A 26141-nucleotide genomic window follows, 5' to 3' on the forward strand; every position below is an offset into this window, starting at 1 on the left:
TTTCGTACCTCCTTGGTCAGAACGTCTTGAGGTATTGCAGCAAATCCGCCTTTTGGGCGGCGTTCAGATGCGTGCCATAGATATGGCCCGCGTTGGAATTACCGGGCTGGGTGGTATCATAGCAGTGGGTTTCGGCGGGCTCGCAGGGCGGTGAAAGGAACCCGCCATTCTGTGTATCGACAATATCAGACTGCCGCAGAAATCGCTTTGGCCGGTCACCCGGTGCTTTCAGCAAATCGGCCAGCGTCGGAACGGATCCGTTGTGCAGGTAAGGCCCGCGCAACCAAAGCCCATCCAGCGGCATATTGGCGTAGCCATCCGTTTTCCTGAACTTCTTGAACGCATAAGGGGTTCCGGCAAACAGCTCGCCCAGCTGTCGCTGTTGGAACTCCGTCGTGTAGCTGTCCAGCCGCGCCCGGTCGGTCCCGATGGCCTCAATGGGTTCGACCTTGCCCAGACGTTTGCCTGAAAACTCATATCCCGTGGCCATCTGGCGACCGTGGCATTCGTGGCAGTAGACATCATACAGGGCCGCCCCGCGCTCGGCGGCGTCACCATCGACCGAGATCGGGCTTTCTGGCGCGGGCAAATCGCCGAGCCAGGCGGCTACGCGCTCGATCGCGGCATGATCTGCCGTTTCCGGCGTGACGCCCGCACCAAGGGCTGCAGAAAGGTTGCGCTCAGCCAGTGACGGGTTATTGCCGTCCCAGTGCAATTGCATCCCTTCACGCGGGCCTTGCAGGAAGATTGATGGGAAATCCGAGGCACCCACGATCTCTTGCGGGGTCAGGTCCGGCGCATTCATCCCGAATTCCAGAACCTTGTAGGGATTGAACGTATCAACACGGCCAATTCCCCACTCTGGCTGACGATCCAGCAGCGGTTGCATCGCGGCGCGCGTCGCCAACAACTCTTCGCGCACGCGGGGCACCACGGCAACGCGCCAAAACAGCTTCTTGAGGGGACCAAGCCTGTTTCCGCTTGCCTCGATGGCTTCAAACAACGGATCGGCTGCCAGCTTCGGGCTGGTCGATGCCATCAACAGGAACTCCACAAAAGCGCGGAATTGCAGGTTGTTCGAGGGCATGCCCGCAACGATCACCGGGTCTGCATCTTCGCTTTCGCGATAGGTTCCGGCATGACACACCGCGCAGTTGAACCAGACCAGAGTCAGCCCCAACTGATCGCGCCGTGAGATTCCCACGGGCAGGTCACTGCGGCCCTTTTCATCTTCCTGATAGAGAAAGCCAAAGGCCTCATAGGTTGTCTTGCCCTGGAACGCATCGGGGAACAGGTAAGGCAGCGCTTGCCAGATTTCATATGGCAAACCGCTCGATGCCTCGGAGCCGATGGAACCGTGCAGGAAATGCTGCTCCTCATCGCGGAAATGTTCCGGGCCGCCGCGCAGCAGCGCCGACAGAAACCAAAGCGCCGCGATGACACCCATCAGACCAATCAATCCGATCAGAGCAAGCAGAATGGTCAACGGCAACCGCCTGCGGCGGCGATGTTGCAACGTGGTTTCGACAAAGGTGACCGGTTCGTTGCTCATTCCGCCGCCTCCGCTCGGGGGGTCGGGATCTGAAGCGCGGGCTTGGTTTCATAGATCGACATCAATTCCTCGATCATCGCCTCGCGGCTTTCGAACCGGTCCTCTTCATAACAGCCCATAGGGTGTTTTGGTGCGTTGCACAGGCATTTATTGCAGCGGGTGCAGGGTTTTGGCGGCTCATCTCGCCCTGCGGCCCAATGCTGGATCAGGTCATTGTTGGCCACCAAAGCCCGCGCAATCGAAACGCCATCACAACCACCGGAATTGATTGCGTCGCGCACGACGCGGGCGTTCTGGTAGCCGCCGGTGTTGATCACCGGAATGGTCACCGCCTGCTTGATCGCGCGGCATTCCTCAAGGCTGATCGCCTCATCCTCGCGGCCTTTCTTGAGGCGGAACCACAGCCACAAGAACAACGGGCGCAAGAGAGGAAACCGGAAGAACAGATAGTTTCGGAACCCGTTCACACCGGATGCGATCATCGCATCATACGTGACCGCCAGCACCTCAAGCGGCAGGTCACCCGGCGGGTTCATCGGATGCGGAAACAGCGACCCGGTGGAAACATGCAGCGCATCGACACCTGCGGCCTCACACCACTGCGCCACCTGAACCGTATCTGACAGCGTGTTGCCTTTGCCTTCCCATGGAATGACGTTGTTATGATCAACTGCCGACAGTTTCACCTGCAGGTGAAACTCGCGACCCACTTTGTCGCGAATGGCATCGATCACCTCAAGCAGGAACCGTGCCCGATTGCGCAATGACCCGCCATACATATCCGTTCGGTCGTTGATTGCAGAGCTCAGGAACTGCGTGAACAGATAGCCATTGGCGGCGTGCAACTCGATTCCGTCCAGCCCGGCCTCGCGCGCGCGCCAGGCGGCGCGGGCGAAGTCGTTGACCATCTCATGCACTTCACCCGTGCTCATCGCACGCGTGGGAAAGCCGTGAAGGGTTTCAAATGTGTTGGTCGGGCTGGGTGTGGGACGATGTTGATTGTGGATGCCGGGCAAATCCATCTGCCTACCTGAATGCGACAGCTGCAGGATGTATTTGGACCCATTGGCCCGCACCGCCTCACCCAGTTTCTGCCAAAGCGGAATGAATTCATCCGTGTGGATGGTCGCGTAACCGGCGATGATCCGGCCATCCATTCGCACGGGAACATAGGATGAGATCACGGCCCCCACGCCGCCCCGAGCGAATTTGCATTCCCAATTGATCCGTGTTTGTGTCAGCGCGCCGTTTTCCGCGTCGAACCGACCCGAGATATTGGACCGGAACACCCGGTTCTTGACCTCAAGGTTACGGAACTTGAGCGGAGTAAAGATAATGTCATCACTCATTGCCCGGCCTCCGCCTGTTTCCAGATTTCCGCCAGCAGGGCCAACACCCAGGATTGGGCAGGGCAGCGGCTCCAACTGTCTTGCAGAAAGGCCAGATCCGCGGTCATTCCTTTGTCCGTTGCAGCACGCGTGTTCATGGCAACCAGCGTGCCACGACGCAGCGGGCCTGCAATCACGTCGCAGTTCCGAGCAGATGCGCGCAACACCGTGCGCGGGGCGACGATTGCCCGTTGTGCGGCCTGCTGGGGCGTCAAAGACCTGTGCGCCCCATCGCTCCAATCATCGCGCAACCGTTCAAAACTGAGCGCAAGATTGTGTACCGCAATCCCTGTGCCATGAACGGCGCCCAGATCCTCTTGCAGCGCGTCGCCCAGAACCTTTTGCGCATTCCTCAGTGCGCCGGAGAAAGACCGCATGATCCGGCGGAGGAAGTTGAAGGATTGCAGATGATCCTCAATCACCCGCGCGGCTTTCCAGGTTTGGTCATTTGCGGAGAAAGTCGGAACAAAAGCCCGACCAATGACCTCTTGCGCCAGCTCACCAGCGGATCGTTTCCGGTCGCCCTGAACATAGGCAACGATCTGGCCCAGCGTTTCAGGGTTCCAGTTACCGGCGGTGAATAGTCCGACGAGCCGATCCGAGATCTCGCGGCGCTCGGCGCTATTTCGCATCATCGCGCTTGGCAAAGGCTTCCCGCGCAGCGACAGCGCGGATCTCACCCGACGCGCCAACACGCGGTTGATCAGCGGGCCGTGCGGCTGAAACCCGCGATCCAGCGCGGTGTAACGGGCCAAATGGCGGATTTCCTGCGGATCATCGGTCAGGATCAGATCAGCAATCAGGGGAATACGGATATGGCGGGCCATGGCTTAGGCTCCCGCGACGCGCCAGGGGAAGAACGGATTGCGCGCGTCAACCAACGCCTCGGCGAGTTCGGGGCAATGACGTTGTACCACATCCTTGAACCCGTTTTCCGCAACCCAGCGAAAGCCCGCCTCGGTATAAATCTCGGGCCGGAAATCATCTGTATAAAACCGATCACTCTTAAGCCTGCGCGAGGCCATAAGGATGAATATCCGAAAGGCCGTGTCCGAGAAGCCAAACCGGGGCGGCTGATTACCGGACTTGGCTTCGGCCAGCGTACCGATCAGCAGATCGACCTTGTCGACACTGCCATACACGTCGTGAAGCGCAGATTGCCAATTTTCATCATCGGTGATGTCTTCGAATGTTTCGGGCCGCGTGGCGCCAATCGCCTCGCGAAAATCCGCATAGCGCGGCACCCCGCGTTCGCGATCACGCAGGACATCAACCGCCGCCAGATCGATGAACACATTCGCTTCGACCTTTTTGTCCAGACGACGCAGAGACTCGGGGAAATTGTTCAGCACCAGCGCGCCCGGGTTTTCGGTCGCCAGCGAATAGAGCACGTCATCAAAGCTGAACTCGTTATAGAGCTTGCGCGCGCCCGGCCCCGCGACCTCGGTCAGCCCAAGCTCACGCAATGGCGCGTTGTCCACATGGCTGCGGAACCCGAACCGGTCGGGCATCAGGGAATGCAACCGATAGACCGAGGCGAACTCCTCGGTCATTGCATAGGGGCTGCCATGGTGATCCTGTGGCGAGCCGGGAATGCCAGACAGAACCTCGCTGTCGGACACCCGGCCCATGGCATTGAATACGGTTTCGCCCATCAGGCCCCAGTAGTTACCGCGCATCGCCATGCGCCCCTCGGGGCTGTCCATCAGCGCAGGCGTCCATTCGACCGTGTGTATCTTGGCCATCAGGGCGGCGTTCACCAGCCGGGCCTTGTGAAACAGCCAGTCTTCGGATTCGTTGGGATGGTCGATACGCAGCCGCGCCACAATGGCATTGTGTTCGCGCGCAAACAGCGTGTGCAGCACCGACAGGCCGGTCCACCAATTGCCATTCACCCCCGCAAGCTCCTGCCCTTCGCGCTTGGCCTTTTTGTCGACAGGCAGCAGGCCGTCCTCAAGCGCGATTTCGGCAGATTTGGGCTGCCCTTTCAGCTTGGCGGTGCGCACATAGCGCAGGCGTTCATCGGTAGAGCCATAGATTTGCGATCCATCCCACCAGCTGGTTTCGACATTGCGGAAGGTCGGCGGACGGTTTGCGTCTGCGTCGTTCAGATCCTTGTCCGGCATAGTGCGGCGCACCGTCATTTTCCCGCCCGGCCAATCGTCACCATCCGGCAGCGGCACCTCAAACGGTTTGGCATCCGGATCATTGGCCCCGTGGCTCAGCCAGTCATGAACCATGAACTGAATCCACGCCGCCGCCAGAACGTTGAGGTGAGGAACAGGCACAAATTCGTGCCGCTTTAGAAGTTTTTCACTGACCAGCCTGGGGCTTGGGTCCATCAGGTCGGTTTCGCTGGGCGGATAGGTTTCTTGCAACGCAACATTGCGTCCGAACCGCGCGCCTGTCGCACCCATGCCGGGCTGTGCCATATCATTGAACTGGCCATCCGCGGTGCGCCAGCCGACGATATCAAAATCCTCGGGTCGATCGCCGCTCAAAGGCGCAGTTTCAGTGTCGACCAGATTGTGATGTCGCAGGTTTACACGGTGGCCCAGGATAATCGCCAGGGCAGGTAGAAAAGGCCAACCGTGCCAAACTTTAACCCGCTGAGAAATAACGGCAAATCTGCCGAGCACAAAGTCCAGAATCCGTTCGAACATCGAAAATGCCCTCAAAGACAGAGAAAATAAATTTCAAAAACAATGAGGTTTTCATAACATATGTTTCCAGATTTTGCACGGCATGGGCTGGAATCCGCCTATGTCAGCAGGGCAAGGTCCGATGTCGTGGTCTTTTTGCGGGTTGGCATGGCCTTGGCGTCTTTCCCCTGAATCGTCAGGGCAACATCCTTGTAAAATCCTTTGTTGTCGAACCACCATCGATGCGAATAGACCTTGGTCCGCTTCGATTTGGGCACGTCGCGCTTGTACTGCGCGTCGCTGAAAATATCCCAGTGACCCTTTGCTGTCATGCTTGGCATGCCCGACCGACCGGCACGGTCGCGGCCTCCGTGCACAATGCCGTCGGACAGCGCCAGGACTTTGTCCAGCCCACTGTAGTAATTTGTAAACCGCTTGCTGCGCTTTCTGAGGACGAGGCTGCCCCAGGCCCCTTTTTCAAGCCAGGCCGAATCCACATCGGCCGAGGCAAACATCACCTGATCCGCTTTCCAGATCGCGCTGCCGGATCCGGCGGAATCGCCAAAATCGGAAAAGGCGCGCAGCACAACCAGCGCACCCATGGAATGCGCAAGGATATGCACTTTGGGACGTGACGCCATCGCCAGCAACGGCAGCATGCCGTCCCCCACCAGATGCGGGGCCACGGCCTTGGCGTCAGCACGATCCCGGTCATAGGCATGCACCGATCCATCGCTGGGCCAGTCGAACGCCACCACGGCGCCTTTGAAACCTTTGGCGCGAACCCCGGCTTCGATCTTGCTCAAGCGGTTCAGCATATCGGTTTGCGAGGTATTGAAACCATGCACATAGATCAGAACCTCTTTGTCCCCGCCCTCTTGCCGCACTAGATCCAGCCAGGCCGATTTCTTGACGATACTGCCCGACCGAATGCGCCCATCCGCGCTCGTCTTGGTCAGGTTGACGTACCGCGTCTTGGCGGCGGGTTTCAGCGTGAATTTCTTTTTTGACGCGTTGTACGTGCGGCGCGAAAAAAACAGGGCCATCAGAAAACTCCTTTGAACTAAATTCGAGAAGCTTTGCACGAAACTCCAGTTTCGCAAAGTCCGGGGCACCCGCGGGCGACGCCTTGAGCGGAGGTCAGCCTGATCACACCCCACATAGGCCCTGAGAGGTGCGCGCGGCAGCGCATTCCCCCTCAAGTTGCGCCAAACCCTGTTTCATGCTAATGTTGTCAGCATTTAGTACAGACTTTTTGAAAACACCCTAATTTCTTGTCCCTGCTTTTCAGGAGTAGATGATGCGCTATACGATTGTTATTACACTGGTTTTGATCGCGACAGTTACGGCGATCGGATGGCCTGCGGCGCAGGCTAATACGTCCTGCAATCCCAAATTCGAACAGTGCGGTTGGTAGTGCAACAGCACTGAACGCTTTGAGGCGCGCCAAGAGTTCGGAGAACCGGGATCATGAACAACTATGCCATCTGGGCCATCGTGTTGGGGGCCGTCATACTGCTGTTTGAGGCTTACAAGGAATACACGACCGCCGACGCGGTCGACAATCTCAAGTCCAACAACCAGGCCTCGCGCAAAGAGCTTGAAAATGTGCGGATGTCAGCGCTGACCACCAAAGCCGAAAACTGGCGTGGTCTGGTGATTTATATGATGTTCTTTCTGGGCATCTATTTCGTGATGCTCATGTCGCCCGAAATGATCGCGACCTTCATTCCGGGCAGCGATGAGGCCACGGCCCTGACCGGCGGGTCGAACGTCATCGCGCGATCCATTGTGAACCCCGATGCGGGGAACGGCGCAGACAACACTTTGGTTGATCCACGATCACTGCCCTTCTGGCTTGCGATTGCGATCACTTTGGGTGCCGCGTCACCCACCTTTCAGGTCATCGAACGCAGAATACGCGCCATTGCGTATTTCTTTGCAGGCGTTCCGCGCAACATTTTCCGCGTGCTGCAATCGCTGGAAGATCTGAACTATGGAAATTTTGGCGACAGCGATACGCTGCCCTTGTGGAAGGCCTTTCACGACAAAATTGCAGCCAGCGATATCGAGCCCATCATGGACGGGATGGTGCAAAGCATCGAAAGCTCGCTGCGCTGTATCGACCTATTGCAGCCTCCGATCATCGGGCCACAGCGCTCGGCCTTTCGGCAGTTGTTCAACGACGACGCCCCGCTGGCCCGGATCGACGACCTGCGCGCCAGATACAACAGCATCCTGGGCCGCATCAGCGAGTTGAAGGTTGAGACCGACGCGCTGGAGGCGCTGCAGGACGAAACCGCAAAGCTAGCGGATTCCATGCAATGCCTGTTTGCCCTGTATGCCATCCGGTCGCGCAAGGTGCCCGAAGTGTTGGAGGGCACGCCCACGGCAGTGATCATCGAAAAAGTGACGGGTGAAGACACCGCGCAGTCGCTGCATGACATTACACTGGCCAGCATCTTCGGGACCGTCATCAGCTATGTTCTGGTCGAACAGGTCGCCATGTTCGGCAGCAATGCCGGCGACGTACCGGAGCTGCGCGAGGTCTGCGCCGCAATGCTGATACCGCTGATCCCCTCGTTGGTTTTGCTGTCGTTTCTGACCCTGTTGCTGCGGCACCTCAGGATGGATCAGGGCAGCTGGCCCAGCTTGGCACAGGGACAGATCCCGTTCTGGGACTATGCCAAGCTTGCCTTCTGGCCTGCTGTTCTTGCCATGCTGGTCTATGGTGCGATAACCTGCATCGGGGCTGATGGGGTCGTGCGTCACGCGCTGGCCGGAAATGGCAGCGCCATGATCTCGACCGGGCTGAATTTCCTGAAAGAAGAGATCGAGCAACTGCCGCGCATCTTCCTGCTGTCCTATGTGACAGCCTGCGGCATGCTGTTCGTGGCGGATCAGCACAACCAGATGCGCTGGTACGTCACCGTCGGTATTGCACTGGTCGGATCCGTGTTCTTGCTGATGGTGGCAAACCTCGCTGCCAGCCTATTCAAGATTGCGCCGCCGATTCTGGGGCTTAGCCTGCTGGACGTGGCGATCATGGTCACCCTGCCCTACGCCGTTTTCCTGATCTTCTATGCGATCGCAGCCGAGTTGGCGGAAACCGGGTCGATGAAAAAGATTCTGTCGGCTGTCGGTACACGCATCCGGGAGCCTCAGCAATGATTGCCGCTTCGATCATCTCCAAACCCGCAATGCTGATGGCTTCATTGCTAATGCTCGGCCATTTCAGCGCCGCGCCCGCAGTGGCGCAGCCCCAATTGACTGTGGGTGTTCGTACCGATGCGCCACCGTTTTCCTATCTTGCAGAGCCTAACCCGGAAGGTCGGCTGACGGACTATTCCGCCAAGCAGGCTTCGGGCCAAGTCTATACCGGATACATGGTGAATATCTGTGCTTCGGTATTGGAAGAGATGCAGAAAACGCGCAACTTTTCTGTCTCATGGGTGTCCGTCCCCGCGCGGGATCGATTTACCGCACTGGAAGACGGTCAGATAAACATCCTATGCGACCCGGCCACGATCACGCAGGAACGGCTTTCCATTCCGGGTGTTCTGGTCTCTCCGCCGGTGTATCTGTCCGGTGTTGGACGGGCTGAAACAACGCGCGACCAGTGGGCGGGGCATTGGCCCTGTATCGGTCCCATCGCCGGTGTTGTCGAGGGCACAACCGCGCCCCGCTCTGTTCGCCTGATCGCCGAGAAATTCGGGTTTGGCGAGACCTTTTCGCCGCTGGTGTTGACCCACCCGGATGTCGACAACGTGACCTTGGATGCGGACGAAAAGGAAAGCCTGACCCGGTGCCCGGGGGCCGTTGGCAAGATCACGCGCGATGTGGGATCACCCGCCGCTTATGTCAGCGAGAACGCCGACCAGACCGATCCGTCCGCAGCCTATGTCGTACGCAGCTATCCTGATCACGAAGCCCTGGCCAAGGCGCTGTGCGATGGTGAGATCTATTATTCCGTCGGTGATCTGGAGATCGTGACCCTGGCGCTGAAATCCTACATGGAAGAGAATCCCGACTGCCCCGCACGCGCTGATCCACAGGTCTATTCCGAAGAGCGATATGGTATTTTTATCCATTTATCAGATCAGATGAATCCGGCGGACAAACTGGCATTGGCGTTTCTTCAGCAACTGACCATCGATATTCACAAAGGCCAGGATTCCATTCTGGTGCGCAGCTTCTCGGACAATTTCGACCGCCAGAAAATCTCGCGGTCGCTGGATTTGTTCCTTTGGAACCTTGTGGCTGGCGCCGACTAGGCGGGACTATCGTCTGATGTTGGTTGTTGAAGCCGGGCAAAGTCAGAAATATTTCATTGCCTCTAACCATCTTCCGCGCGCTCATCTATACCTTGGACCGCAATTCAAACGCCTGAGTATAGGATGCACCGATGATCAACCTGCGCGCGGCGAACCCGCAAGACACACCGCGGATCGTGGAGCTTAATGCCGAGGTTGTAGATGTCACCAGCCCGATGGATGCAGGCCGCTTTGCCGAGCTATTTGAACTCAGCACGCATTGTGTTGTCGCCGAACGGGACGGAGCGGTTTTGGGCTTTGTGCTGGCAATGGAACAAGATGCGCCTTACCAGAACGGAAATTTTTCCTGGTTTTCCGAACGCCTCAACAACTTTGTCTATATCGACCGCATCGTGATCGCGAAAGAAGGCCAAGGGCACGGGCTGGGCCGCAAGCTTTACGCGCATGTTGCGGATGCCGCCATGCTGAACGGCTGCAAGATAATGTGCGCCGAAATGGATCTTGATCCGCCAAACGAACAATCCCTCAGGTTTCACGAAGGAAACGGATTTGTGCGACTTGGTGCACGCCAATTGGACAGCGGCAAGACCGTGTCCATGCAAATCAAGACCCTTTGAGCCCAGGCCAGAGGTACCTAGCCTGCGACGCCCCTTAGGCGGAAAACTGTGATAGCGGTGTCCCGTCCCGTGCACATTTGAGCAACACAGGGCTAGGAGACCAGACAATAGGGTCTTCTTTTGCAAACTCTTGCAGACGGGATAGAATTGCTGACGCGCCCAGCGTGTCCGCGTAACACATCAACCCGCCGCGCCACCTTGGAAAGCCATATCCAAAGACAGTGACCAGATCGATATCAGCTGCCGATCCTGCGATCCCTTCGCTCAATATGTCCGCCGCTTCGTTGATCATGGCTAAAACCAATCGCTCGCGGATCTCATCCGCCGAAAACTCGCGCCGAGTGACCTTGTCGAAATGCGCTTCTTCGATGGCCAGATCGGCGACAATCGGGTCTTCGACCTTACCACCACCGCCGGGATACCGGTACCAACCAGCGCCCGTCTTCTTACCCAGCTTGCCCAACTCGACCATACGGTCCGCGATTTTGACATAGCGACGGTTCGGATCACGGGTCGCGTCCTGTCGGCGGCGATTGGCGTGGGCGATATCGAGACCGGACAAATCCTGAGCCTCATAGGGACCCATGGCATAGCCGAATTCCACCATCGCCTCGTCCACCTCCCACGGGGTGGATCCTTCAAGCAATATTGTATCCGCCGCCTCTCGATAGCGCGCCAGGATACGGTTGCCAATAAAGCCATCACAGACACCTGAAATCACAGGGATTTTGCGCAGATGTTTTGCCAGAGCAAACCCGGTCGACAGCGCGCGATCGCTGGATTGATCGCCGCGCACAATCTCAAGCAGTTTCATGATATGCGCTGGCGCAAAGAAGTGCAGACCCAACAGTCGCGACGGGTCAGTCAAAGTATTGGCGATGTCATTGACGTCGAGATACGAGGTATTGGTCGCCAGAACAGCATCTTTTGGCAAATGATTTTGTAGCGCGGCAAAAACGCTTTTCTTGACCTCCATGCTTTCGAAGGCGGCCTCGATTGCCAGCGTTGCTTCGCTGGCTTGCGCATAGTCAGAACTGGCTACAAACCGCGCGCGCCGTTCCTCTGCCCCCGGGATCGAAATCAATCCACGCGTTAGGCTTGCCTGAATGATTTTTTCGACATTGCTGCGGGCGCGTTCGACCCCAGCTGCGTCCGTCTCCAACAAGGTTACCCGAAGGCCTGCGTTCAACATTGCATAGGCGATCCCGGCCCCCATGGTGCCACCGCCCACCACGGCCACATGGTCGAATGCACCGGGTTCTGCAGCCAGCCATTTAGGCGCCCGGGCGCCGCGTTCTGCAAAGAAGATGTGGCGCAGGGCTTTCGCCTGACCGCCTTGCCTGAGCTCTATGAAACACGCCCGTTCCTGCGCCATTCCTTCGGCCAACGGCAAACGCGCGGATTGGGTGACAAGATCAATCGCCTTTTGCGGCGCTATTTGGTTGGGTGTTTTCTTGCGCGCCATCGCGCGAACCTGTTCAACCACAGCGTCTTCGCATTCAGGGTTTTCCAGATTTCCGACACGCGGGGACAATTCGATCGTTCCCAAATCCAGATATTGCGCCGTGTGAACGGGGTCATCCGATACGCCGTCCACCAAACCCAGCACTTCGGCGCGTTCAGCCGAGACCGGCTTGCCGGTCGAAATCATCTCAAGCGCGGCGTTCATCCCGATCAGACGCGGCAAGCGCTGTGTACCGCCCGCCCCCGGGATCACGCCCAGCGTCACCTCGGGCAGACCTATTTTGACGCCGGGTTTGGCGATGCGATAGCGGCACGCCAGGATCAGCTCGCACCCGCCGCCCAAGGCAACACCGGTCACCGCCGCAACCCAAGGCGTTTCACAGGCTTCGATCTGGTTCACGATATCGGGCAGGTGCGGTTCCACAGGGTCGGCGTCGAATTCGCGCGCATCGGCACCGGCGGCAAATGCACGATCTGACCCATGCAGCACAATACGTGACAGACCCTCTTGTTCCTCAACCCATGACAGCGCATCCATCAGACCCTGCCGTACCGCAAGACCAATCGCGTTGACCGGCGGATTGTCCAGCTTGACAAACCCCACTGCGCCTTCGCGCCAAATCTCTACCGCCATCGGGCTCTCCTTTTGCGTTATAGTGCAAGAGATGCGCTATATTACCGTTTTCCGGGATGTTTCAATTCTCAAGAAATCGTCGTGATTGGATCGTGGCCACCAGACTGTCCAACGACTGCTCAAGGGTGCAGCCGGACGTATCCAGCAATGCGTCCGCACGCGCATAGACCGCCTCGCGACTTGTCAGAATGGCCTTGAGCTGCTCCATCGCGTCTGCGTTGCCTTGCATGGGGCGCTCGTCCCCCTGTGCCCGCACGCGATCCATATGTTCCTGCGGTGAAGCTTTCAGCCAGATTGTATGGAACCGGGACAAGAGTTTATTGAAGGTCTCAGGCTCGGACACGATGCCGCCCGCCACCGCCAGGATCATGCGGTCATAATTTTCGATCACGCGATCCAATGAGCTCGCTTCGAGTTTGCGATACCCCTCTTGGCCATAAAGCGCCAGGATCTCATCCACCGGCATCCCGCCATAGAGGGCAATTTCCTTGTTTAGCTCCAGAAAAGGCACATCCAGACGTTCTGCCGCCAGTTTTCCCAGCGTGGATTTGCCCGCACCCCGCATCCCAATCAGACAAATACGCTCACCCCGACCCGCCTCGGACGCAACAGGACCCAAGGCGCGCATGACCAGTTCGCGCGTTTGGCGGTCTGCGCTGTCAAACAGTTCCGCCACACGCAGGCTTGAGGAATTCCACGGGTCCTTCTCGCCCACAAACCATTCGATCTTGTGATCCAAAGACTGTGCAACCCGCATCAGAAGACCGATTGAAATATTGCCGGTGCCGGCCTCAAGCTGCGCCAGATATCGCTGCGACACGCCAGAGTTTTCGGACAATACGCGCCGGGAAATCCCCTTGCGCTCGCGCGCGCTGCGCACCCGCTGTCCCACTTGCACCATCAGGTCCGAGATCACGCGTTCCAATTCGGATTCGGTGCTTATGTCGGTCTTTGCACCTCCGAATGTGGTAATCTCTGCCATGTTCAATAATTCCGTTCTTTTCCAGTGATGCATTATACTTCCACCGGTCGAAAAAGGAAAACAGTTATGCCTGAGTTGCGGCAACTTCGCTCAGGAACGGGCCCAGCAAGGTTTTGATATCTTCGGGCGGCTGACGCTTGCGGAACTCATCCGCCACGATAAACACGCTGACGGTCCGGGTTGAAAAACACAATTGACCATCCTGCACCCCGTCGACGCGAAACTCGATCGAGGAGGAGCCCAGTTTGCTGGGCCAAACATGGCAAATCAGCCTGTGGCGCGGGGTCACCGGGGCGGTAAAATCCATCTCCAGACGCACAAATGGAGTTCCGACATTGCGATCCAGCTCCAGCTGGAACCACCCGCTGCCAAGATGCTCTTCCCACCATGCGTTTATCGCGTCGAGCGCGAACCACGGCAGCCGACCGGTGTAGGCGATTTTGGCGGGATCACAATCGCCCCAGGTCACCCGGATTTCATGTTGGTAGGCCGAAGCAGGCCGTTCCGACATCTCAGTAAGTTTCAACGTGGTATCGCCCATCTTCGCGCATTTTGTCACGCAACGCGCCCCAGTCCTGACCGTTTTCGCCCGCTATTTCGGCAAAGGCACTGTCGACGCCGTCTTCCATATCGCGCAAGCCGCAGATGTACACATGCGTATTGTTGTCCAGCAAAAGATCGGCCACCGCCTCTTTTTCCTGCCGCATACGATCCTGCACGTATTCTTTTGGCTGGCCCTCCTGCCGGCTGAATACAAGGTGCTGATGCAAAAGGCTGGACGGTACTTTTTGCAATGGCCCGAAATAGGGCAGGCTTTCCGGTGTTCTGGCGCCAAAGAACATGGTCATGCCGCCGTGGATTACCCCGACCTTGCGCTGACGCCGCATGGTAAAGGCACGCATCGGGGCCGATCCGGTGCCCGTGCAGATCATCAGGATCCGCGCATCAGGTTCATCCGGCAAAAGGAACGTGGACCCGAACGGACCGGTGACGCGCACCGTATCGCCCTTTTTCAGATCGCAGATGTAATTCGAACACACGCCCTTGTCTTCGCGCTTGACCGTCAGCGAGACATTGTTGAACCCCGGACGTTCCCCATCACGGGGACTGGACACCGAATAGAGACGTGGCAGATGCGGCTTGCCTTCGCCATCTTCGCCCGGTGGCATAATCCCGATGGATTGCCCTTCAATTACCGGCATTGGGTGGCCCTGAAAATCCAGAATGATGTGGCGCACATCGCTGTCAGAGCCTTCCTCGGTCAGTCGATAGTTCCCCTGAACAACGGCCTCGACCGGTTTGCCAAGATTATACAGATTGATGGTCGGCTTCGTTGCAGTCGCCGGAGCCTTGGATTTCCCCCCGGCCCCTTTATGGGCGTCTGCCAACAACGCCGCCATGGCGTCATCCAACGCTTCCATTCCGGTTTCAGCCTCGTCCGCACCCAGGTCCTCCTGCTCGGGCAACGCATCCCAGGAATACTGATCCTCAAGGCTGTAGGCGTCATTCACCACACGCCATTCATCAATGGACCCTGTGGGGCAAACGGGGATGCAATCCATGCAGAAATTGCACAAATCTGCATTGACCACGACGTTATTGTCATCATGTTCGATGGCCTGCTCGGGGCAGGTCATTTCGCAGGTGTAACAGCGGATACAAATCTCTGGATCAATGAGATGTTGCTTGAGAGGCTTGTTCATGAACGACCTCGACGCATGATGATGGCCGGGACGGTCATGGCGTCGACAATTGCCGCGCAAATCCCTTTGCAACCGGGACAATCGAGGCATTTTGCACCCGCCAATTCGCGTTCCAACACTACGACGGGCTGGTCTTTGCGGATAGTAGATCGTTCGGTCTGCATGGCTGGTCCTTGTAGCTGTGTGGGGCAGTGGGCCGTGGACCGACCCATGCCAAGCGCTTAGGCCATGTGAAGCTTCACATACTCGAAATCACCCGGCTTGTTGTCGATGCCAACCTTCGGAGCAGCAATCCAACCGGCGTATTTTCCGGGCTCATAGCAGGGCACCATCAAGGATTGGATATAGGCGCCGTCTTCTTTGCTGGGCAGCCAGTTTTCGACATTTGCCGCCCAATCCGCTTCGGAGATGATGTCACCTTCGGGATTGGCCTTGATCACGGCGAATACGCCGATCTGACGGTGGAATGCCTCATGCGGCAGCGCCAGATTGAAGTGAATTCCGGCTTTTTCGATGATCTTGTTCCAGCGTCCAATCCCGCCCGAGGCATCACGGACATAATCGTCCCGCAGGCGCATATTGATCGCGGTCAGCGCGGGAACCTCTTCGGTCACAATAGCGCCGTTGACGATGTTTCTGACCTTGTAAGTGTCTTGAGCCAGTTGATGATCGTCATCAATCCGGTTCTCCATGTAACGACCCTTGATCCCTGCGTTGAACGCGTTGGCCGCGTTGGTCGAAACCTCTTGCCCGAACAGGTCCAGCGACAGCGAATAATGCAAGTTCAGCTTTTTCTGGATCGTTGGCAGGTCGATCACACCCAGATCGCGCACTTTGCCGATGTCATACGGGTCCGTGATACCCGCCGCGTTCATCGCCTCGCAAGTACGCTGGATCACACGGCTGACGCCGGTTTCGCCCACAAACATATGGTGCGCCTCTTCGGTCAGCATGAACCGGCAGGTCCGGCTGAGCGGGTCAAAACCTGACTGCGCAAGGCTTTCAAGCTGCATCTTTCCGTCGCGGTCGGTGAAATAAGTGAACATGAAGAAGGACAGCCAGTCTGGCGTTTCCTCATTGAAGGCGCCCAGCATCCGCGGCGCTTCCTCGGAGCCCGAGGACCGGATCAGTAGATCATCCGCCTCTTCGCGGCCGTCCTTGCCGAAATATTTCTGCAGCAGATAGACCATCGCCCAGAGGTGGCGGCCCTCTTCGACATTGACCTGAAACAGGTTGCGCATGTCGTAAAGCGACGGAGCGGTCAGTCCCAAAAAGCGCTGCTGTTCAACCGAACCAGGCTCGGTATCGCCCTGGATTACGATCAAACGTTTCAGCATATTGCGGTATTCGCCCGGAACCTCTTGCCAGGCTTTTTCGCCCTTGTGCTCGCCCATCGGGATCACCCGGTCTTCGGCTTGCGGTGCCAGAAGAACACCCCAACGATATTCAGGCATCTTCACATAGTCGAACTTGGCCCAGCCTTTGGGGTCAACGCTGACCGCTGTGCGCAGGTAAACCATCGATTCCTGGAAATTCTGAGGGATCAGCTTGTTCCACCAGTCGATGTAACCCGGGTGCCATTTCTCAAGTGCTTTCAGAACCTTGCGGTCCTCACTCAGACCCACATTGTTTGGGATCTGCGTGTCGTAATTCACGTTGATGAGGTCAAGCATGTCTTTCTCCTGCTGAGGGGTCAGGTGACCAGGTCACACCCGTTCCATTTTGTATTCGCCGCGAATGCCGGTGCCATAGCGCTGCAAGGCACCGTCCGGGCCGACCGCGTTGGGGCGGTTGAAAATCCAGTTCTGCCAGGCCGTCAGGCGGCCAAAGATACGTGTTTCCATCGTTTCCGGTCCCGCAAAGCGCAGATTGGCTTCCATTCCGGTCATCGCATCGGGGCTGAAAGAGGCGCGCTCTTCTTCGAAAATGCGGATCTCATCTTCCCAATCGATGTCGTCCAGGATCATGGTCACCAGACCGTATTCATCCGCATCTTCAGCCTCAAGGGCTTTGCCCTTCTGACCCTTGGCCGCCTCCAGCGCTTCGGGGTCACCCAGGAACCGCGTCTCAAGTCGCGTCAGATCATTGCTCATGGGGAAGAGACCAAAATTGGCATCGGTCAGCGTGACGGTCGCGATCGGGCGATTGTCGCCTTCGAACTCGTCCTCCATCATATATGTGCGGTCCACCGCCCACAGAAGCTCGGCCAGAATGCCGCTGTAACACGACCCATGTTCGACCAGCGCGGACATTGAGCGTGAGGTCACGTCGATCCTTTTCAGCAAACGCTTCCAGAAGTGCAGCACCTCGTTGGCCAGCCAATGATCCTTGTTGTCCAGCAACACGGCTTCATGCGCGCTCAGCGCTTCGGGGTCGCCTTGCGTGCGGAACACCAAAAGGCCCAATTCCATCTCATTCAGGCGCAGATGTAAGATGGCATCATCCAATTCGCGCGCGAGGCGCAGCAAATAGGCCTGATCCCCTTGCGCCGTGAATTCCGCCATGTCCGCAGGGGCCGCTGCATCCGGGCCGCTGATCGTGATGGTCGCCTTCCGGCCCGCGTGATCGACGGAAACTTCGACCGTGCTGTATGTCAACGAACCGTCATCTGCCACCGTCTTGTCCAAGGAACCCAGAGCGATCCCAGAGGCCACATCAACCTTGGAAGAGTTCGCTGCGAATTCGCGGGCACGGTCCCGCACCGTTTCATCGAACTTCGAGTTTGGGATGACTTCGTCCACCAAGCGCCATTGTTTCGCGCGCTTGCCTTTGACCCCTTCTTCGGTCGAGCAGAAGATATCCGCCAGATCGCGCCGCACCTTGCGCTTGTCGGTGACCCGCGTCAGGCCACCCGTGCCCGGCAAAACGGCCAGCAAAGGCACTTCGGGCAACGCAACGGAAGAGGTGCTGTCATCGGTCAGCATGATATGGTTGCAGGCCAGGGCCAGCTCATACCCGCCGCCCGCGCAGGCGCCTTTGACGGCTGCAATATATTTCTGGCCGCTATCCACTTCGGCAGCTTCGAACGTATTGCGCGTTTCGTTGGTGAATTTGCAAAAATTGACCTTGTGACTATGCGCGGCACCACCCAGCATCCGGATATTCGCCCCAGCGCAAAACACCCTGTCCTTGCCGGACTGCATGACCACCACTTTGACTTCGGGATGTTCAAAGCGCATCCGTTGCACGATGTCGGACAGTTCGATATCCACACCCAGATCGTAAGAGTTGAGCTTGAGCTGATACCCCTCGAACAGCCCTCCGTCTTCGTCTACATCCATAAAGAGGTTCGCAACAGGGCCGTTATATTCAACGCGCCAATGGCGGTACTTCGACGGATCGGTCTGAAAATCTATCACTTCGGTCATCAGAGACTCCTGTTCGCTTACGTGCACAATATTGCGCAGAGGGCGGGAAAGTAAAGTGTGATATGCAAAATATTACACCTTTTCTTGTGAATTTTTTCCTTTGCACCGCAAATTTACTCCCCAGATTGATAGTTTAGTGCATTATATTGCATAATTCTATGTCAAACCCCAACACACGGCCCCCTGCCCGGCTCACCGCTTCGTCGGCCAACGCGGCCGATCGCCTGTCGAGTCGCTGAGCCGCACGGTCCTGACCCATCTTACGTTTCAACCTGGCATTTGCGTGTTGAATAACAGCCTGCACCATCAAGCGCTCCGGCGCATTGGGCGGGCAGGCCATCCAGACCGCCTCAAGCACCTCATGCGCCTCCCAGAAATATCCGTCCTTCAGAAACGCCAGACCATAGGCCCAGGCGCGGGTTTCGCTCAATTGGTTTGCCGGAACACCAGCAAGCCCAGCCTTGAGCGGGTCAAAAAGACCATCAGGATGGCGCGGCGTTTGCCCCGGAACATAAGCGTGACCTGGGCGCCAAAGAGTCTTCATACCGTTGCAACGGCGGCGTGTTCGATCCGCTCCAGCCGTTGGACATATCCGGTGATCTCCGCCAGTGTTTCCTCGGGCTGATCCAAGTGCGGAGAGTGGCGGCAATCCTCCAGGATCGCGGTTTCAACCGGCGCATAGCTGCGGGATGCGATCTCATCGATCTGGGCCAAGGTGCCATATTGGTCCTCACGCCCCTGAATGGCCAATGTCGGGATCCTCAGATAGTCGATGGCATCGGCTACGTTCCAATCCTTGAAATCAGGATCCAACCAAGCGTCATTCCAGCCCGTGAAGGTGGCAACCGGATCTCGGTGATACTTGGCCATCCGCGCCTCTAGCCCTTGCGCAGAAAAGGCCAGCTTGGCCGCAGCGATGGCTTTGAGCCCCAAGTCTTCTGTGAAGAAATGCGGCGCCATCAGCACAAGCCCCCTGATCCGCTGATCCGAGATCGAACCCGCATAGATCGCCGCAATCGTGGCACCGTCGGAATGGCCTAACAAAACGCCCCTACGGAAACCGATTTGATCCAAAACCTTGGGCAAGACCTCGGTGGCCTCGATGGTCATATAGTCCAGCGGGCGCGGCAAATCGGCGGAATCCGATTGGCCGTATCCAGCCCGGGAATAGGCGAAGACGCCAAATCCCGTCGCTTCGGCCAACTGCTTGGGAAATTCACGCCAAAGAGCGACACAACCCAGCCCCTCATGCAGCAGAACCAGCGTCGGGGCAGCATCCGGCGCAGGCCCCCAGGTGGCATATTCCAAGCCTCGGCCTTCGACCTCCAACCGCCCGGTCGCGCCATCCTGCCAGTTCATGACATGTCTCTCAGTTTAAAGCGTTGGATCTTGCCCGTCGCCGTCTTTGGAAGATCGTCAACCACATCGATCCAGCGCGGATATTTCCACTTGCCAATCTTGTCTTTTACGAACTCTTTCAAACTGGCGATTGCGTCGGGGCTTTGACCATCTTTCAACACGACAAAGGCTTTGGGTTTTTCCAGACCCTTGTCATCCGGCTGCGCCACAACTGCGGCCTCCAACACGGCGGGGTGTTCGATCAGGGCCTGCTCAACCTCAAACGGGCTGACCCAGATGCCCGAAACCTTGAACATGTCATCGGTTCGCCCGCAATAGATATAGCGGCCCTCATCTGTCCGCTCATACTTGTCGCCCGTCCGCGTCCATTCCCCTTCGAACGTTTCGCGGGATTTGGCACGGCGGTTCCAATAGCTTTCCGCGGCAGAGGGGCCGCGCACCAGCAGTTCGCCCACCTCGCCGGAACCGACTTCGGCCCCCTGTTCGTTCACCAGCCGGACGTCATAGCCCGGAACAGCCGTACCTGACGTGCCGTAGACAATGTCGCCCGGGCGGTTTGACAGAAAGATATGCAGCATCTCGGTCGAACCGACCCCGTCGACAATCGCCGCGCCCATCTTGTTTTCCCACGCTTCGCCGACCTCACGCGGCAACGCCTCTCCCGCAGACACGCAAAGACGCAGATTCGAACGGATACCACCTTGGGCATTCTCTGCGGTTGCATTCATTGCCGCAAAGAGGGTCGGAACACCGCAGAAAATGGTCGGTGCATGGGTTTGTATGATGTCAAAGACCAGATCGGGTGTCGGTCGACCGCCCAGCAAAAGCGTTGTTGCACCGCATGCCATGGGAAAGGACATACCATTGCCCAGCCCATAGGCGAAAAAGAGCTTTGCAGCCGAGAACACCACATCGCTTTCGCGCAACCCCAGAACCTGAGCGCCAAAGGTATCGGCGGTTGCCTTCAGGCTGGAATGCACATGGCGCACGCCCTTGGGTTGGCCCGTTGATCCCGACGAATAGAGCCAGAACGCTGTTTCGTCCCCGCTGGCCTCGACCGGCTCAACCGCGCCTGCTCCGTCCACAAAATCTGAAAAGCTGATGGCCCCTTCGGGCGCAGCTCCGATCACGACCACGTGGCGCAGATGCGGGTTGTCTTTGACGGCTGGCGCAACGGTCTTCCACAACGCGGCCGAAACGATCAGGACCGACGCTCGGCTGTCGGTCAATATGGCCTCACAAACCGAGGTCGAAAGCAGCGTATTCATGGGCACAGGAATCGCACCGGCCTTGATCGCCCCCCAGAACACGACCGGAAACTCGATCTGATCCAGAACCAGCATGGCCACACGTTCTTCGCGGCGGACACCGGCGCGGACCAACGCTCCGGCAAAGCGCGCGGTTTGGTCCGCAAGCTCTCCATAAGTGAGCTCTCGCTGCTCGCCATCCGCTTCTTTATAGGCTGTTTTTTCTGACCGCCCCTCTTCGAGGTGACGATCAACAAACCAATGTGCTGCGTTCTGGGTCTCTGGCATCCCGCTCCTCCCAACGAGTCAGTGATGCGTTATATTGCATCACTACGTGACAGATTGACAGCATAAATTTCTTGTGTCATGCATTTTATTGCATAAACCTAATCGCGCTTACCCACCGCCACAGCATGGCAAGCGACGCGGCGCCAATGGAGCTAAGTTCTATCTACGGCCTGAAAAACCGCAGCCTCTATCGCCCGTCAAACCGGACCAAGCTGTGTCTGCTGGATGAGCCATGATTTCTGTTCATGCAGCCATGCATTTTGGGAACTCCGCGCTGGGTAAACGTGCGGCACGGTTCAAAATGCCAAACTGCGAATTGAGGGACTGTTGACGCATGCAAACGAATTTGACCAAGTCAGCCGTTCATTCGACGTTTTGGATTGGCGCTGGACAGAGTGCTAGGGTGCAGCGCTGGTTTCTTTGCATTGGGTTCGCCTCGCTTTTCTGGAAAGTTATCTCGTTAACAAAATCTCTGGACAAGGCGTCAGCGGCGCCTTACACGTTCGCTATATGAACTTTGATGCGATAAATAAACAAACGGACGCTCCAACGGAAAAACCTGTTGCAAGCGGAGGTAACGGCGCCTCAACTCTGGTCAAGGGTTTACGGGTGCTGAACTGCTTTGAAAGCGGCCGCACGGACCTGACGATGGCAGATGTCGCTCAATTGACCGGCTTTGACCGGGCAACTGCACGCCGTTTGATTATGGCATTGGAAGAAGGCGGGTATCTGTGGAAAAACGGACGGTTTTTCCAGCTGTCCGCAAAGATTGTCGCGGTCGCTGGTGGCTACGTTACTGCCAACAGTATCGGAAAATCGATCCAACCAACGCTCAACCAGTTCGCGGAAGAGATCAAAGGTGAAATCTCGCTTTGCGTCAGGGAAGGAAACCGTGCGGTTTATGTTGCTAAGTCGACAATATCCTCCGTGCGCTTTTGTGTGGGATTTTCGATTGGAAGCACGCTGCCGATGTTGCCGACCGCTGCTGGCCGCATGCTGTTGGCGCAATGCCCCGAAGAGCTTCGCGAAGACGTTATTCGGTCTTGCGAAGTCAAAAAATACGCGGATTCGACGGAAATGGATGTGAAATCCATGCGCCGAAAAATTCACGAGGCCGCAAAACAAGGGTATGCCCTGGTCTCGAACGAATTCCAAACCGGGGTGTCTGGGATCGCTGTTCCAGTATCCAGCATAGGGGGCGTTCAAGCTGTACTGCTGACCACCGCCACGCTCAAAAGGTTTGAGGATCAGGTCGAAGTGGCACGCACAATTGATACACTTAGGCGCACTGCGATCTGTTTGCGTGATTGAGGGGAATGGGAGCGGTGGTTCAAGTCTTGGATAGAATGTCGCAGAGATTTGTGGATGGCTAAGCCTCAGTTGGGGCCGATGGGAAAAATCCACTGAACACCAATTGAGTTGTTAGGGAGGAAAACATGACAACACGTAGAAATCTACTTGCCGCACTGGGTGGCGCGGTGATGGCATCGATGACGGTCAGCGCGGCTTTTGCGCAGGAAGTCACGCTGAAGCTGCATCAGTTTCTGCCGGCGCAGGCGAACGTCCCGAAACTTGTTCTGGATGTTTGGGCCGACGGGATCGAGGAGGATTCCGGTGGCCGCATCAAGGTGGATCGGTTCCCATCCATGCAGCTTGGTGGCAAACCGCCAGAGCTGATTGACCAAGTGCAAGATGGTGTTGCCGATGTGATCTGGACGGTCGTGGGCTATACCCCCGGTCGTTTTCCACGCACCGAGGTCTTTGAACTTCCTTTCATGATCGAAGACAGCCGCGCAGCGTCCTATGCGTATTGGAAAATGTTCGAAAAGCACATGAAGGACACCGAATTCGACAATGTGCACATCGTTGGCACATGGGTGCACGGACCGGGCATGATCCATTCGGCTGATCCGATTGAAACGCCCGATGACATGCAGGGCGTGAAAATTCGTGGGGCGACCCGCCAGGTCAACAAGATGATTGCCGCGTTGGGTGCGGAATCTGTTGGCATGCCTGTACCTGCAGTGCCCGAGGCGCTGTCCAAAGGCGTGATCGACGGCACCACCATCCCCTGGGAAGTCACGGGCGCGCTGAAAGTTCCGGAACTGGTTGAAAATCATACGGAATTCGAAGGCACTCAGCTTTATAACGTGACCTTTGTTCTTGCGATGAACAAGGACGTTTACGAAGGTCTGCCCGATGATCTGAAAGCTGTTGTCGACAAAAACTCTGGCCTCGAATTCTCGATCTTCGCAGGCGGTACGCAAACGGATTCCGATGGTCCCGCGCGTGAGTTTGCAGTGGAAAACGGCAACAACATCATCACGGTCAGCGGCGATGATCTGGACGCCTGGAAAGAGGCAACCGCCCCGCTCTATGCAGAGTGGATTGCAGAAATGGCGGACAAAGGTATCGACGGTCAGGCCCTGATCGACGAAGCCAAGGCGCTGATGGCAGAGTACGAAAATCAGTAGACTGACAGAAGGATGCCGCGGATCGGCCAAGGTCCGCGGCATTTGCTACAGGGCAAGGTAAATCCATGTACTCGATCGTTCTGAGGCTATCGCGCCTGATGGCCTATCTCGGCGGCACGGTATTGACGGCGCTGGTCATCATGACCTGCGTTTCGATCCTGGGTCGCACACTCAGCGGTTTTCTGAATTCGGACTTCATGCAGAACAACTTCGAAGGCGCTGCAGCTGCGTTGCTGGCGCTTGGCGTCGGTCCGATCAAAGGGGATTTTGAACTTGTCGAGGCCGGCATGGCCTTTGTCATCTTTGCCTTTCTACCGATCTGCCAAATCACCTCAGGGCATGCGCTAGTGGATGTTTTCACGTCGCGCATGTCGACCCGCGCGAACAGATTTCTTGCCGCAATCAGTGAGGTTCTTTTTGCCCTGGTGCTGATTGTGATCACGGTCCAGCTGTATAGCGGCATGCAAAGCAAGATTGCCTCGGGCCAGACCACCTTCCTGCTCGAATTTCCGATCTGGTGGGCCTATTTGCCCAGCTTGATCGCGTCCGTCTTTGCTGCTGTGGCCGCGATCTACATGGCATTCGCACGGATCAGCGAATTGACCACCGGGCAATCCATCATCCCTGATCAGGCAGGAGCAAGTCATTGAGTGACCTAACGATTGGCCTTCTTTCCTTTCCGGCCCTCCTGACTGCGATTTTCCTGCGTGTTCCCATTGGCCTTGCAATGTTTCTGGCCGGGTTTCTGGGCCTTGTCTTTGTGACAGGCGATGCGTCGTTACCTTTGGCGCGCCTGAAATCCGAAACCTTCTCGACCTTCTCGAACTATTCCTTGTCGCTGGTCCCGATGTTCCTGTTGATGGGGCAATTCGCAACCCTGGGCGGCATGAGCACGGCGCTTTTCAAAGCAGCCGAAAGCTGGTTGGGGCACCGCAAGGGCGGTGTCGCCATGGCCTCGGTCGGCGCCTGTGCCGGGTTTGGTGCGATCTGCGGATCGTCACTGGCGACCGCAGCCACCATGGGACGCGTGGCTTTGCCAGAGCTGCGCAAATACGGCTACAAAGGCGGCTTTTCGACCGCAACGCTGGCAGCTGGCGGCACGCTTGGCATCCTGATCCCGCCCTCAATTGTTCTGGTAATCTATGCGATCCTGACAGAGCAAAACATCGCCAAACTGTTCCTTGCGGCTTTCATCCCCGGCATTTTGGCGGCGGTCGGCTATGTCATCGTGATCTCGATCTATGTCCGTCTTTATCCGGATGAGGCCGGCGTGCGCGAACGCATCCCCTACGGAGAACGTATCAAGGCCCTCATAAATGTCTGGCCCGTCATGCTGGTCTTTCTGGCCGTTGTCGGTGGCATCTATGCGGGCATCTTCACGCCAACCGAAGGGGCGGCGGTGGGGGCCTTTGGCACCGGGCTGATCGCCTGGGCGAATGGTGGTCTCAACATTGCGACGCTAGGGGAAAGCTTCATCGTGACCGCGCGCTCAACCGGGATGATCTTTTTCATCGTTCTGGGCGCCGCGTTTTACAACGGCTTTCTGGCCCTTTCGCAGGTGCCGCAGGAGATTGCATCCTTTGTCACGCAACAGGGGTTCAACCCCTGGCTCGTGCTGGTCCTGATCCTCGTCTTCTATCTTTTGCTGGGCTGCCTGATGGACAGTCTTTCGATGATCCTGCTGACAATCCCGATCTTCTGGCCGGTGATGCAAGAGCTGGATTTCGGCCTGTATACTATGGCTGAACTGCACGCGTCGAAAGCCGCCGAAGCTTTTGCCGCCGGTGTGCAACTTGCCCCGGATATGCTGGAATCCGTCCAACAGACCCTCGCCGCCGGAGGAGAACTGACCCGCGAACAAATCCGCGCCATGGAAATTCGCGGCGCCAATAACGGCGCGTTGAACCGGATCAACATCGAACTGGTCGCGATCTGGTTCGGCATCCTCGTCCTGATCGTGGTCGAGGTTGGCCTGATCACGCCACCGGTTGGTATGAACCTGTTCGTCATCAACGCAATGGACCGAAAAACGCGCATGATCGAAACCTACAAGGCCGTGATGTTCTTTGTCGCATCCGATCTGGTTCGCGTGGCCATCCTTGTGGCGTTTCCGATCATCACGCTGGTGTTCGTTTTCCCTTGGTGAGAG

General features: G+C 57.3%; 21 protein-coding genes. 7 read left to right on the top strand and 14 right to left on the bottom strand.

Translation table 11 applies throughout. The features are described 5' to 3' along the window. Positions 1-16: 16 nt before the first annotated feature. The 5 genes from ACR0AG_RS08065 to ACR0AG_RS08085 form a co-directional block, all read right to left on the bottom strand. Positions 17-1552, bottom strand: a complete 1536-nt coding sequence (locus tag ACR0AG_RS08065; RefSeq protein ID WP_480837778.1) for a c-type cytochrome — start codon at positions 1550-1552, stop codon at positions 17-19. Further along, a complete protein-coding gene (locus ACR0AG_RS08070; RefSeq protein WP_480837779.1) occupies positions 1549-2901 on the bottom strand; it encodes an NADH:flavin oxidoreductase in 1353 nt (450 codons plus the stop codon). The genes ACR0AG_RS08065 and ACR0AG_RS08070 overlap by 4 nt, the downstream gene beginning before the upstream one ends. Continuing rightward, positions 2898-3767 carry an ATP--guanido phosphotransferase gene (locus tag ACR0AG_RS08075; RefSeq protein WP_480837780.1) on the bottom strand — a complete coding sequence of 290 codons (870 nt, stop codon included), beginning with the start codon at positions 3765-3767 and terminating at the stop codon, positions 2898-2900. The genes ACR0AG_RS08070 and ACR0AG_RS08075 overlap by 4 nt, the downstream gene beginning before the upstream one ends. Before the next feature lie 3 nt (positions 3768-3770). Then, on the bottom strand, positions 3771-5603 hold the full coding sequence (locus ACR0AG_RS08080) for a peroxidase family protein (protein WP_480837781.1): 1833 nt from the start codon (positions 5601-5603) through the stop codon (positions 3771-3773). Between the two features lie 98 nt (positions 5604-5701). Continuing rightward, complete coding sequence (locus ACR0AG_RS08085; protein ID WP_480837782.1) at positions 5702-6628, bottom strand: alpha/beta hydrolase; 927 nt, start codon at positions 6626-6628, stop codon at positions 5702-5704. Between the two features lie 424 nt (positions 6629-7052). On the opposite strand from ACR0AG_RS08085, the gene ACR0AG_RS08090 reads away from it, so the two are divergent. From ACR0AG_RS08090 to ACR0AG_RS08100, 3 genes are all read left to right on the top strand, one after another. After that, a complete protein-coding gene (locus ACR0AG_RS08090) occupies positions 7053-8753 on the top strand; it encodes a hypothetical protein (RefSeq protein WP_480837783.1) in 1701 nt (566 codons plus the stop codon). Between the two features lie 35 nt (positions 8754-8788). Next, positions 8789-9856, top strand: a complete 1068-nt coding sequence (locus tag ACR0AG_RS08095) for a transporter substrate-binding domain-containing protein (RefSeq protein ID WP_480837784.1) — start codon at positions 8789-8791, stop codon at positions 9854-9856. A gap of 131 nt (positions 9857-9987) precedes the next feature. Continuing rightward, on the top strand, positions 9988-10473 hold the full coding sequence (locus ACR0AG_RS08100) for a GNAT family N-acetyltransferase (RefSeq protein ID WP_480837785.1): 486 nt from the start codon (positions 9988-9990) through the stop codon (positions 10471-10473). A 34-nt stretch (positions 10474-10507) separates the two neighbouring features. On the opposite strand, the gene ACR0AG_RS08105 is transcribed toward ACR0AG_RS08100, so the two are convergent. From ACR0AG_RS08105 to ACR0AG_RS08145, 9 genes are all read right to left on the bottom strand, one after another. Continuing rightward, positions 10508-12571: a 3-hydroxyacyl-CoA dehydrogenase NAD-binding domain-containing protein gene (locus ACR0AG_RS08105; protein ID WP_480837786.1), complete on the bottom strand. Its 2064-nt coding sequence runs from the start codon at positions 12569-12571 to the stop codon at positions 10508-10510. Positions 12572-12632: 61 nt separating this feature from the next. Further along, positions 12633-13553 (bottom strand): helix-turn-helix transcriptional regulator, encoded by a 921-nt coding sequence (locus ACR0AG_RS08110; protein WP_480837787.1) that lies wholly within the window; start codon positions 13551-13553, stop codon positions 12633-12635. Between the two features lie 64 nt (positions 13554-13617). After that, positions 13618-14064, bottom strand: coding sequence for an acyl-CoA thioesterase (locus tag ACR0AG_RS08115; RefSeq protein ID WP_480837788.1), 447 nt, complete (start codon positions 14062-14064; stop codon positions 13618-13620). A gap of 1 nt (position 14065) precedes the next feature. Beyond that, the gene (gene boxA, locus ACR0AG_RS08120; RefSeq protein ID WP_480837789.1) at positions 14066-15256 is read right to left on the bottom strand and encodes a benzoyl-CoA 2,3-epoxidase subunit BoxA; all 1191 of its coding nucleotides are present in this window, start codon (positions 15254-15256) and stop codon (positions 14066-14068) included. A 221-nt stretch (positions 15257-15477) separates the two neighbouring features. After that, positions 15478-16929, bottom strand: coding sequence for a benzoyl-CoA 2,3-epoxidase subunit BoxB (boxB, locus tag ACR0AG_RS08125; protein WP_480837790.1), 1452 nt, complete (start codon positions 16927-16929; stop codon positions 15478-15480). Between the two features lie 33 nt (positions 16930-16962). Continuing rightward, complete coding sequence (boxC, locus tag ACR0AG_RS08130; RefSeq protein ID WP_480837791.1) at positions 16963-18624, bottom strand: 2,3-epoxybenzoyl-CoA dihydrolase; 1662 nt, start codon at positions 18622-18624, stop codon at positions 16963-16965. Positions 18625-18757: 133 nt separating this feature from the next. Then, positions 18758-19168 carry a DUF309 domain-containing protein gene (locus ACR0AG_RS08135; RefSeq protein ID WP_480837792.1) on the bottom strand — a complete coding sequence of 137 codons (411 nt, stop codon included), beginning with the start codon at positions 19166-19168 and terminating at the stop codon, positions 18758-18760. Beyond that, on the bottom strand, positions 19165-19983 hold the full coding sequence (locus tag ACR0AG_RS08140) for an alpha/beta fold hydrolase (protein WP_480837793.1): 819 nt from the start codon (positions 19981-19983) through the stop codon (positions 19165-19167). Before ACR0AG_RS08140 ends, ACR0AG_RS08135 begins: the two co-directional genes overlap by 4 nt. Further along, on the bottom strand, positions 19980-21518 hold the full coding sequence (locus ACR0AG_RS08145; RefSeq protein ID WP_480837794.1) for a benzoate-CoA ligase family protein: 1539 nt from the start codon (positions 21516-21518) through the stop codon (positions 19980-19982). The genes ACR0AG_RS08140 and ACR0AG_RS08145 overlap by 4 nt, the downstream gene beginning before the upstream one ends. Positions 21519-22028: 510 nt before the next feature. Here ACR0AG_RS08145 and ACR0AG_RS08150 point away from each other — a divergent pair. From ACR0AG_RS08150 to ACR0AG_RS08165, 4 genes are all read left to right on the top strand, one after another. After that, positions 22029-22829 carry an IclR family transcriptional regulator domain-containing protein gene (locus tag ACR0AG_RS08150; protein ID WP_480837795.1) on the top strand — a complete coding sequence of 267 codons (801 nt, stop codon included), beginning with the start codon at positions 22029-22031 and terminating at the stop codon, positions 22827-22829. 125 nt (positions 22830-22954) lie between these two features. Beyond that, positions 22955-23992, top strand: coding sequence for a TRAP transporter substrate-binding protein (locus tag ACR0AG_RS08155; RefSeq protein ID WP_480837796.1), 1038 nt, complete (start codon positions 22955-22957; stop codon positions 23990-23992). A 65-nt stretch (positions 23993-24057) separates the two neighbouring features. Further along, positions 24058-24642, top strand: coding sequence for a TRAP transporter small permease (locus ACR0AG_RS08160; protein WP_480837797.1), 585 nt, complete (start codon positions 24058-24060; stop codon positions 24640-24642). Beyond that, positions 24639-26138, top strand: a complete 1500-nt coding sequence (locus ACR0AG_RS08165) for a TRAP transporter large permease (protein WP_480837798.1) — start codon at positions 24639-24641, stop codon at positions 26136-26138. Before ACR0AG_RS08160 ends, ACR0AG_RS08165 begins: the two co-directional genes overlap by 4 nt. The last annotated feature ends 3 nt before the right edge of the window (positions 26139-26141 follow it).

This window comes from Ruegeria sp. H6, assembly GCF_056532975.1.

What these genes read in the sequence shown, in the direction of transcription:
- ACR0AG_RS08065 (WP_480837778.1), bottom strand. Translation starts at nt 1,552, where the DNA reads ATGAGCAACGAACCGGTCACCTTTGTCGAAACCACGTTGCAACATCGC.
- ACR0AG_RS08070 (WP_480837779.1), bottom strand. Translation starts at nt 2,901, where the DNA reads ATGAGTGATGACATTATCTTTACTCCGCTCAAGTTCCGTAACCTTGAG.
- ACR0AG_RS08075 (WP_480837780.1), bottom strand. Translation starts at nt 3,767, where the DNA reads ATGGCCCGCCATATCCGTATTCCCCTGATTGCTGATCTGATCCTGACC.
- ACR0AG_RS08080 (WP_480837781.1), bottom strand. Translation starts at nt 5,603, where the DNA reads ATGTTCGAACGGATTCTGGACTTTGTGCTCGGCAGATTTGCCGTTATT.
- ACR0AG_RS08085 (WP_480837782.1), bottom strand. Translation starts at nt 6,628, where the DNA reads ATGGCCCTGTTTTTTTCGCGCCGCACGTACAACGCGTCAAAAAAGAAA.
- ACR0AG_RS08090 (WP_480837783.1), top strand. Translation starts at nt 7,053, where the DNA reads ATGAACAACTATGCCATCTGGGCCATCGTGTTGGGGGCCGTCATACTG.
- ACR0AG_RS08095 (WP_480837784.1), top strand. Translation starts at nt 8,789, where the DNA reads ATGGCTTCATTGCTAATGCTCGGCCATTTCAGCGCCGCGCCCGCAGTG.
- ACR0AG_RS08100 (WP_480837785.1), top strand. Translation starts at nt 9,988, where the DNA reads ATGATCAACCTGCGCGCGGCGAACCCGCAAGACACACCGCGGATCGTG.
- ACR0AG_RS08105 (WP_480837786.1), bottom strand. Translation starts at nt 12,571, where the DNA reads ATGGCGGTAGAGATTTGGCGCGAAGGCGCAGTGGGGTTTGTCAAGCTG.
- ACR0AG_RS08110 (WP_480837787.1), bottom strand. Translation starts at nt 13,553, where the DNA reads ATGGCAGAGATTACCACATTCGGAGGTGCAAAGACCGACATAAGCACC.
- ACR0AG_RS08115 (WP_480837788.1), bottom strand. Translation starts at nt 14,064, where the DNA reads ATGTCGGAACGGCCTGCTTCGGCCTACCAACATGAAATCCGGGTGACC.
- boxA (WP_480837789.1), bottom strand. Translation starts at nt 15,256, where the DNA reads ATGAACAAGCCTCTCAAGCAACATCTCATTGATCCAGAGATTTGTATC.
- boxB (WP_480837790.1), bottom strand. Translation starts at nt 16,929, where the DNA reads ATGCTTGACCTCATCAACGTGAATTACGACACGCAGATCCCAAACAAT.
- boxC (WP_480837791.1), bottom strand. Translation starts at nt 18,624, where the DNA reads ATGACCGAAGTGATAGATTTTCAGACCGATCCGTCGAAGTACCGCCAT.
- ACR0AG_RS08135 (WP_480837792.1), bottom strand. Translation starts at nt 19,168, where the DNA reads ATGAAGACTCTTTGGCGCCCAGGTCACGCTTATGTTCCGGGGCAAACG.
- ACR0AG_RS08140 (WP_480837793.1), bottom strand. Translation starts at nt 19,983, where the DNA reads ATGAACTGGCAGGATGGCGCGACCGGGCGGTTGGAGGTCGAAGGCCGA.
- ACR0AG_RS08145 (WP_480837794.1), bottom strand. Translation starts at nt 21,518, where the DNA reads ATGCCAGAGACCCAGAACGCAGCACATTGGTTTGTTGATCGTCACCTC.
- ACR0AG_RS08150 (WP_480837795.1), top strand. Translation starts at nt 22,029, where the DNA reads ATGAACTTTGATGCGATAAATAAACAAACGGACGCTCCAACGGAAAAA.
- ACR0AG_RS08155 (WP_480837796.1), top strand. Translation starts at nt 22,955, where the DNA reads ATGACAACACGTAGAAATCTACTTGCCGCACTGGGTGGCGCGGTGATG.
- ACR0AG_RS08160 (WP_480837797.1), top strand. Translation starts at nt 24,058, where the DNA reads ATGTACTCGATCGTTCTGAGGCTATCGCGCCTGATGGCCTATCTCGGC.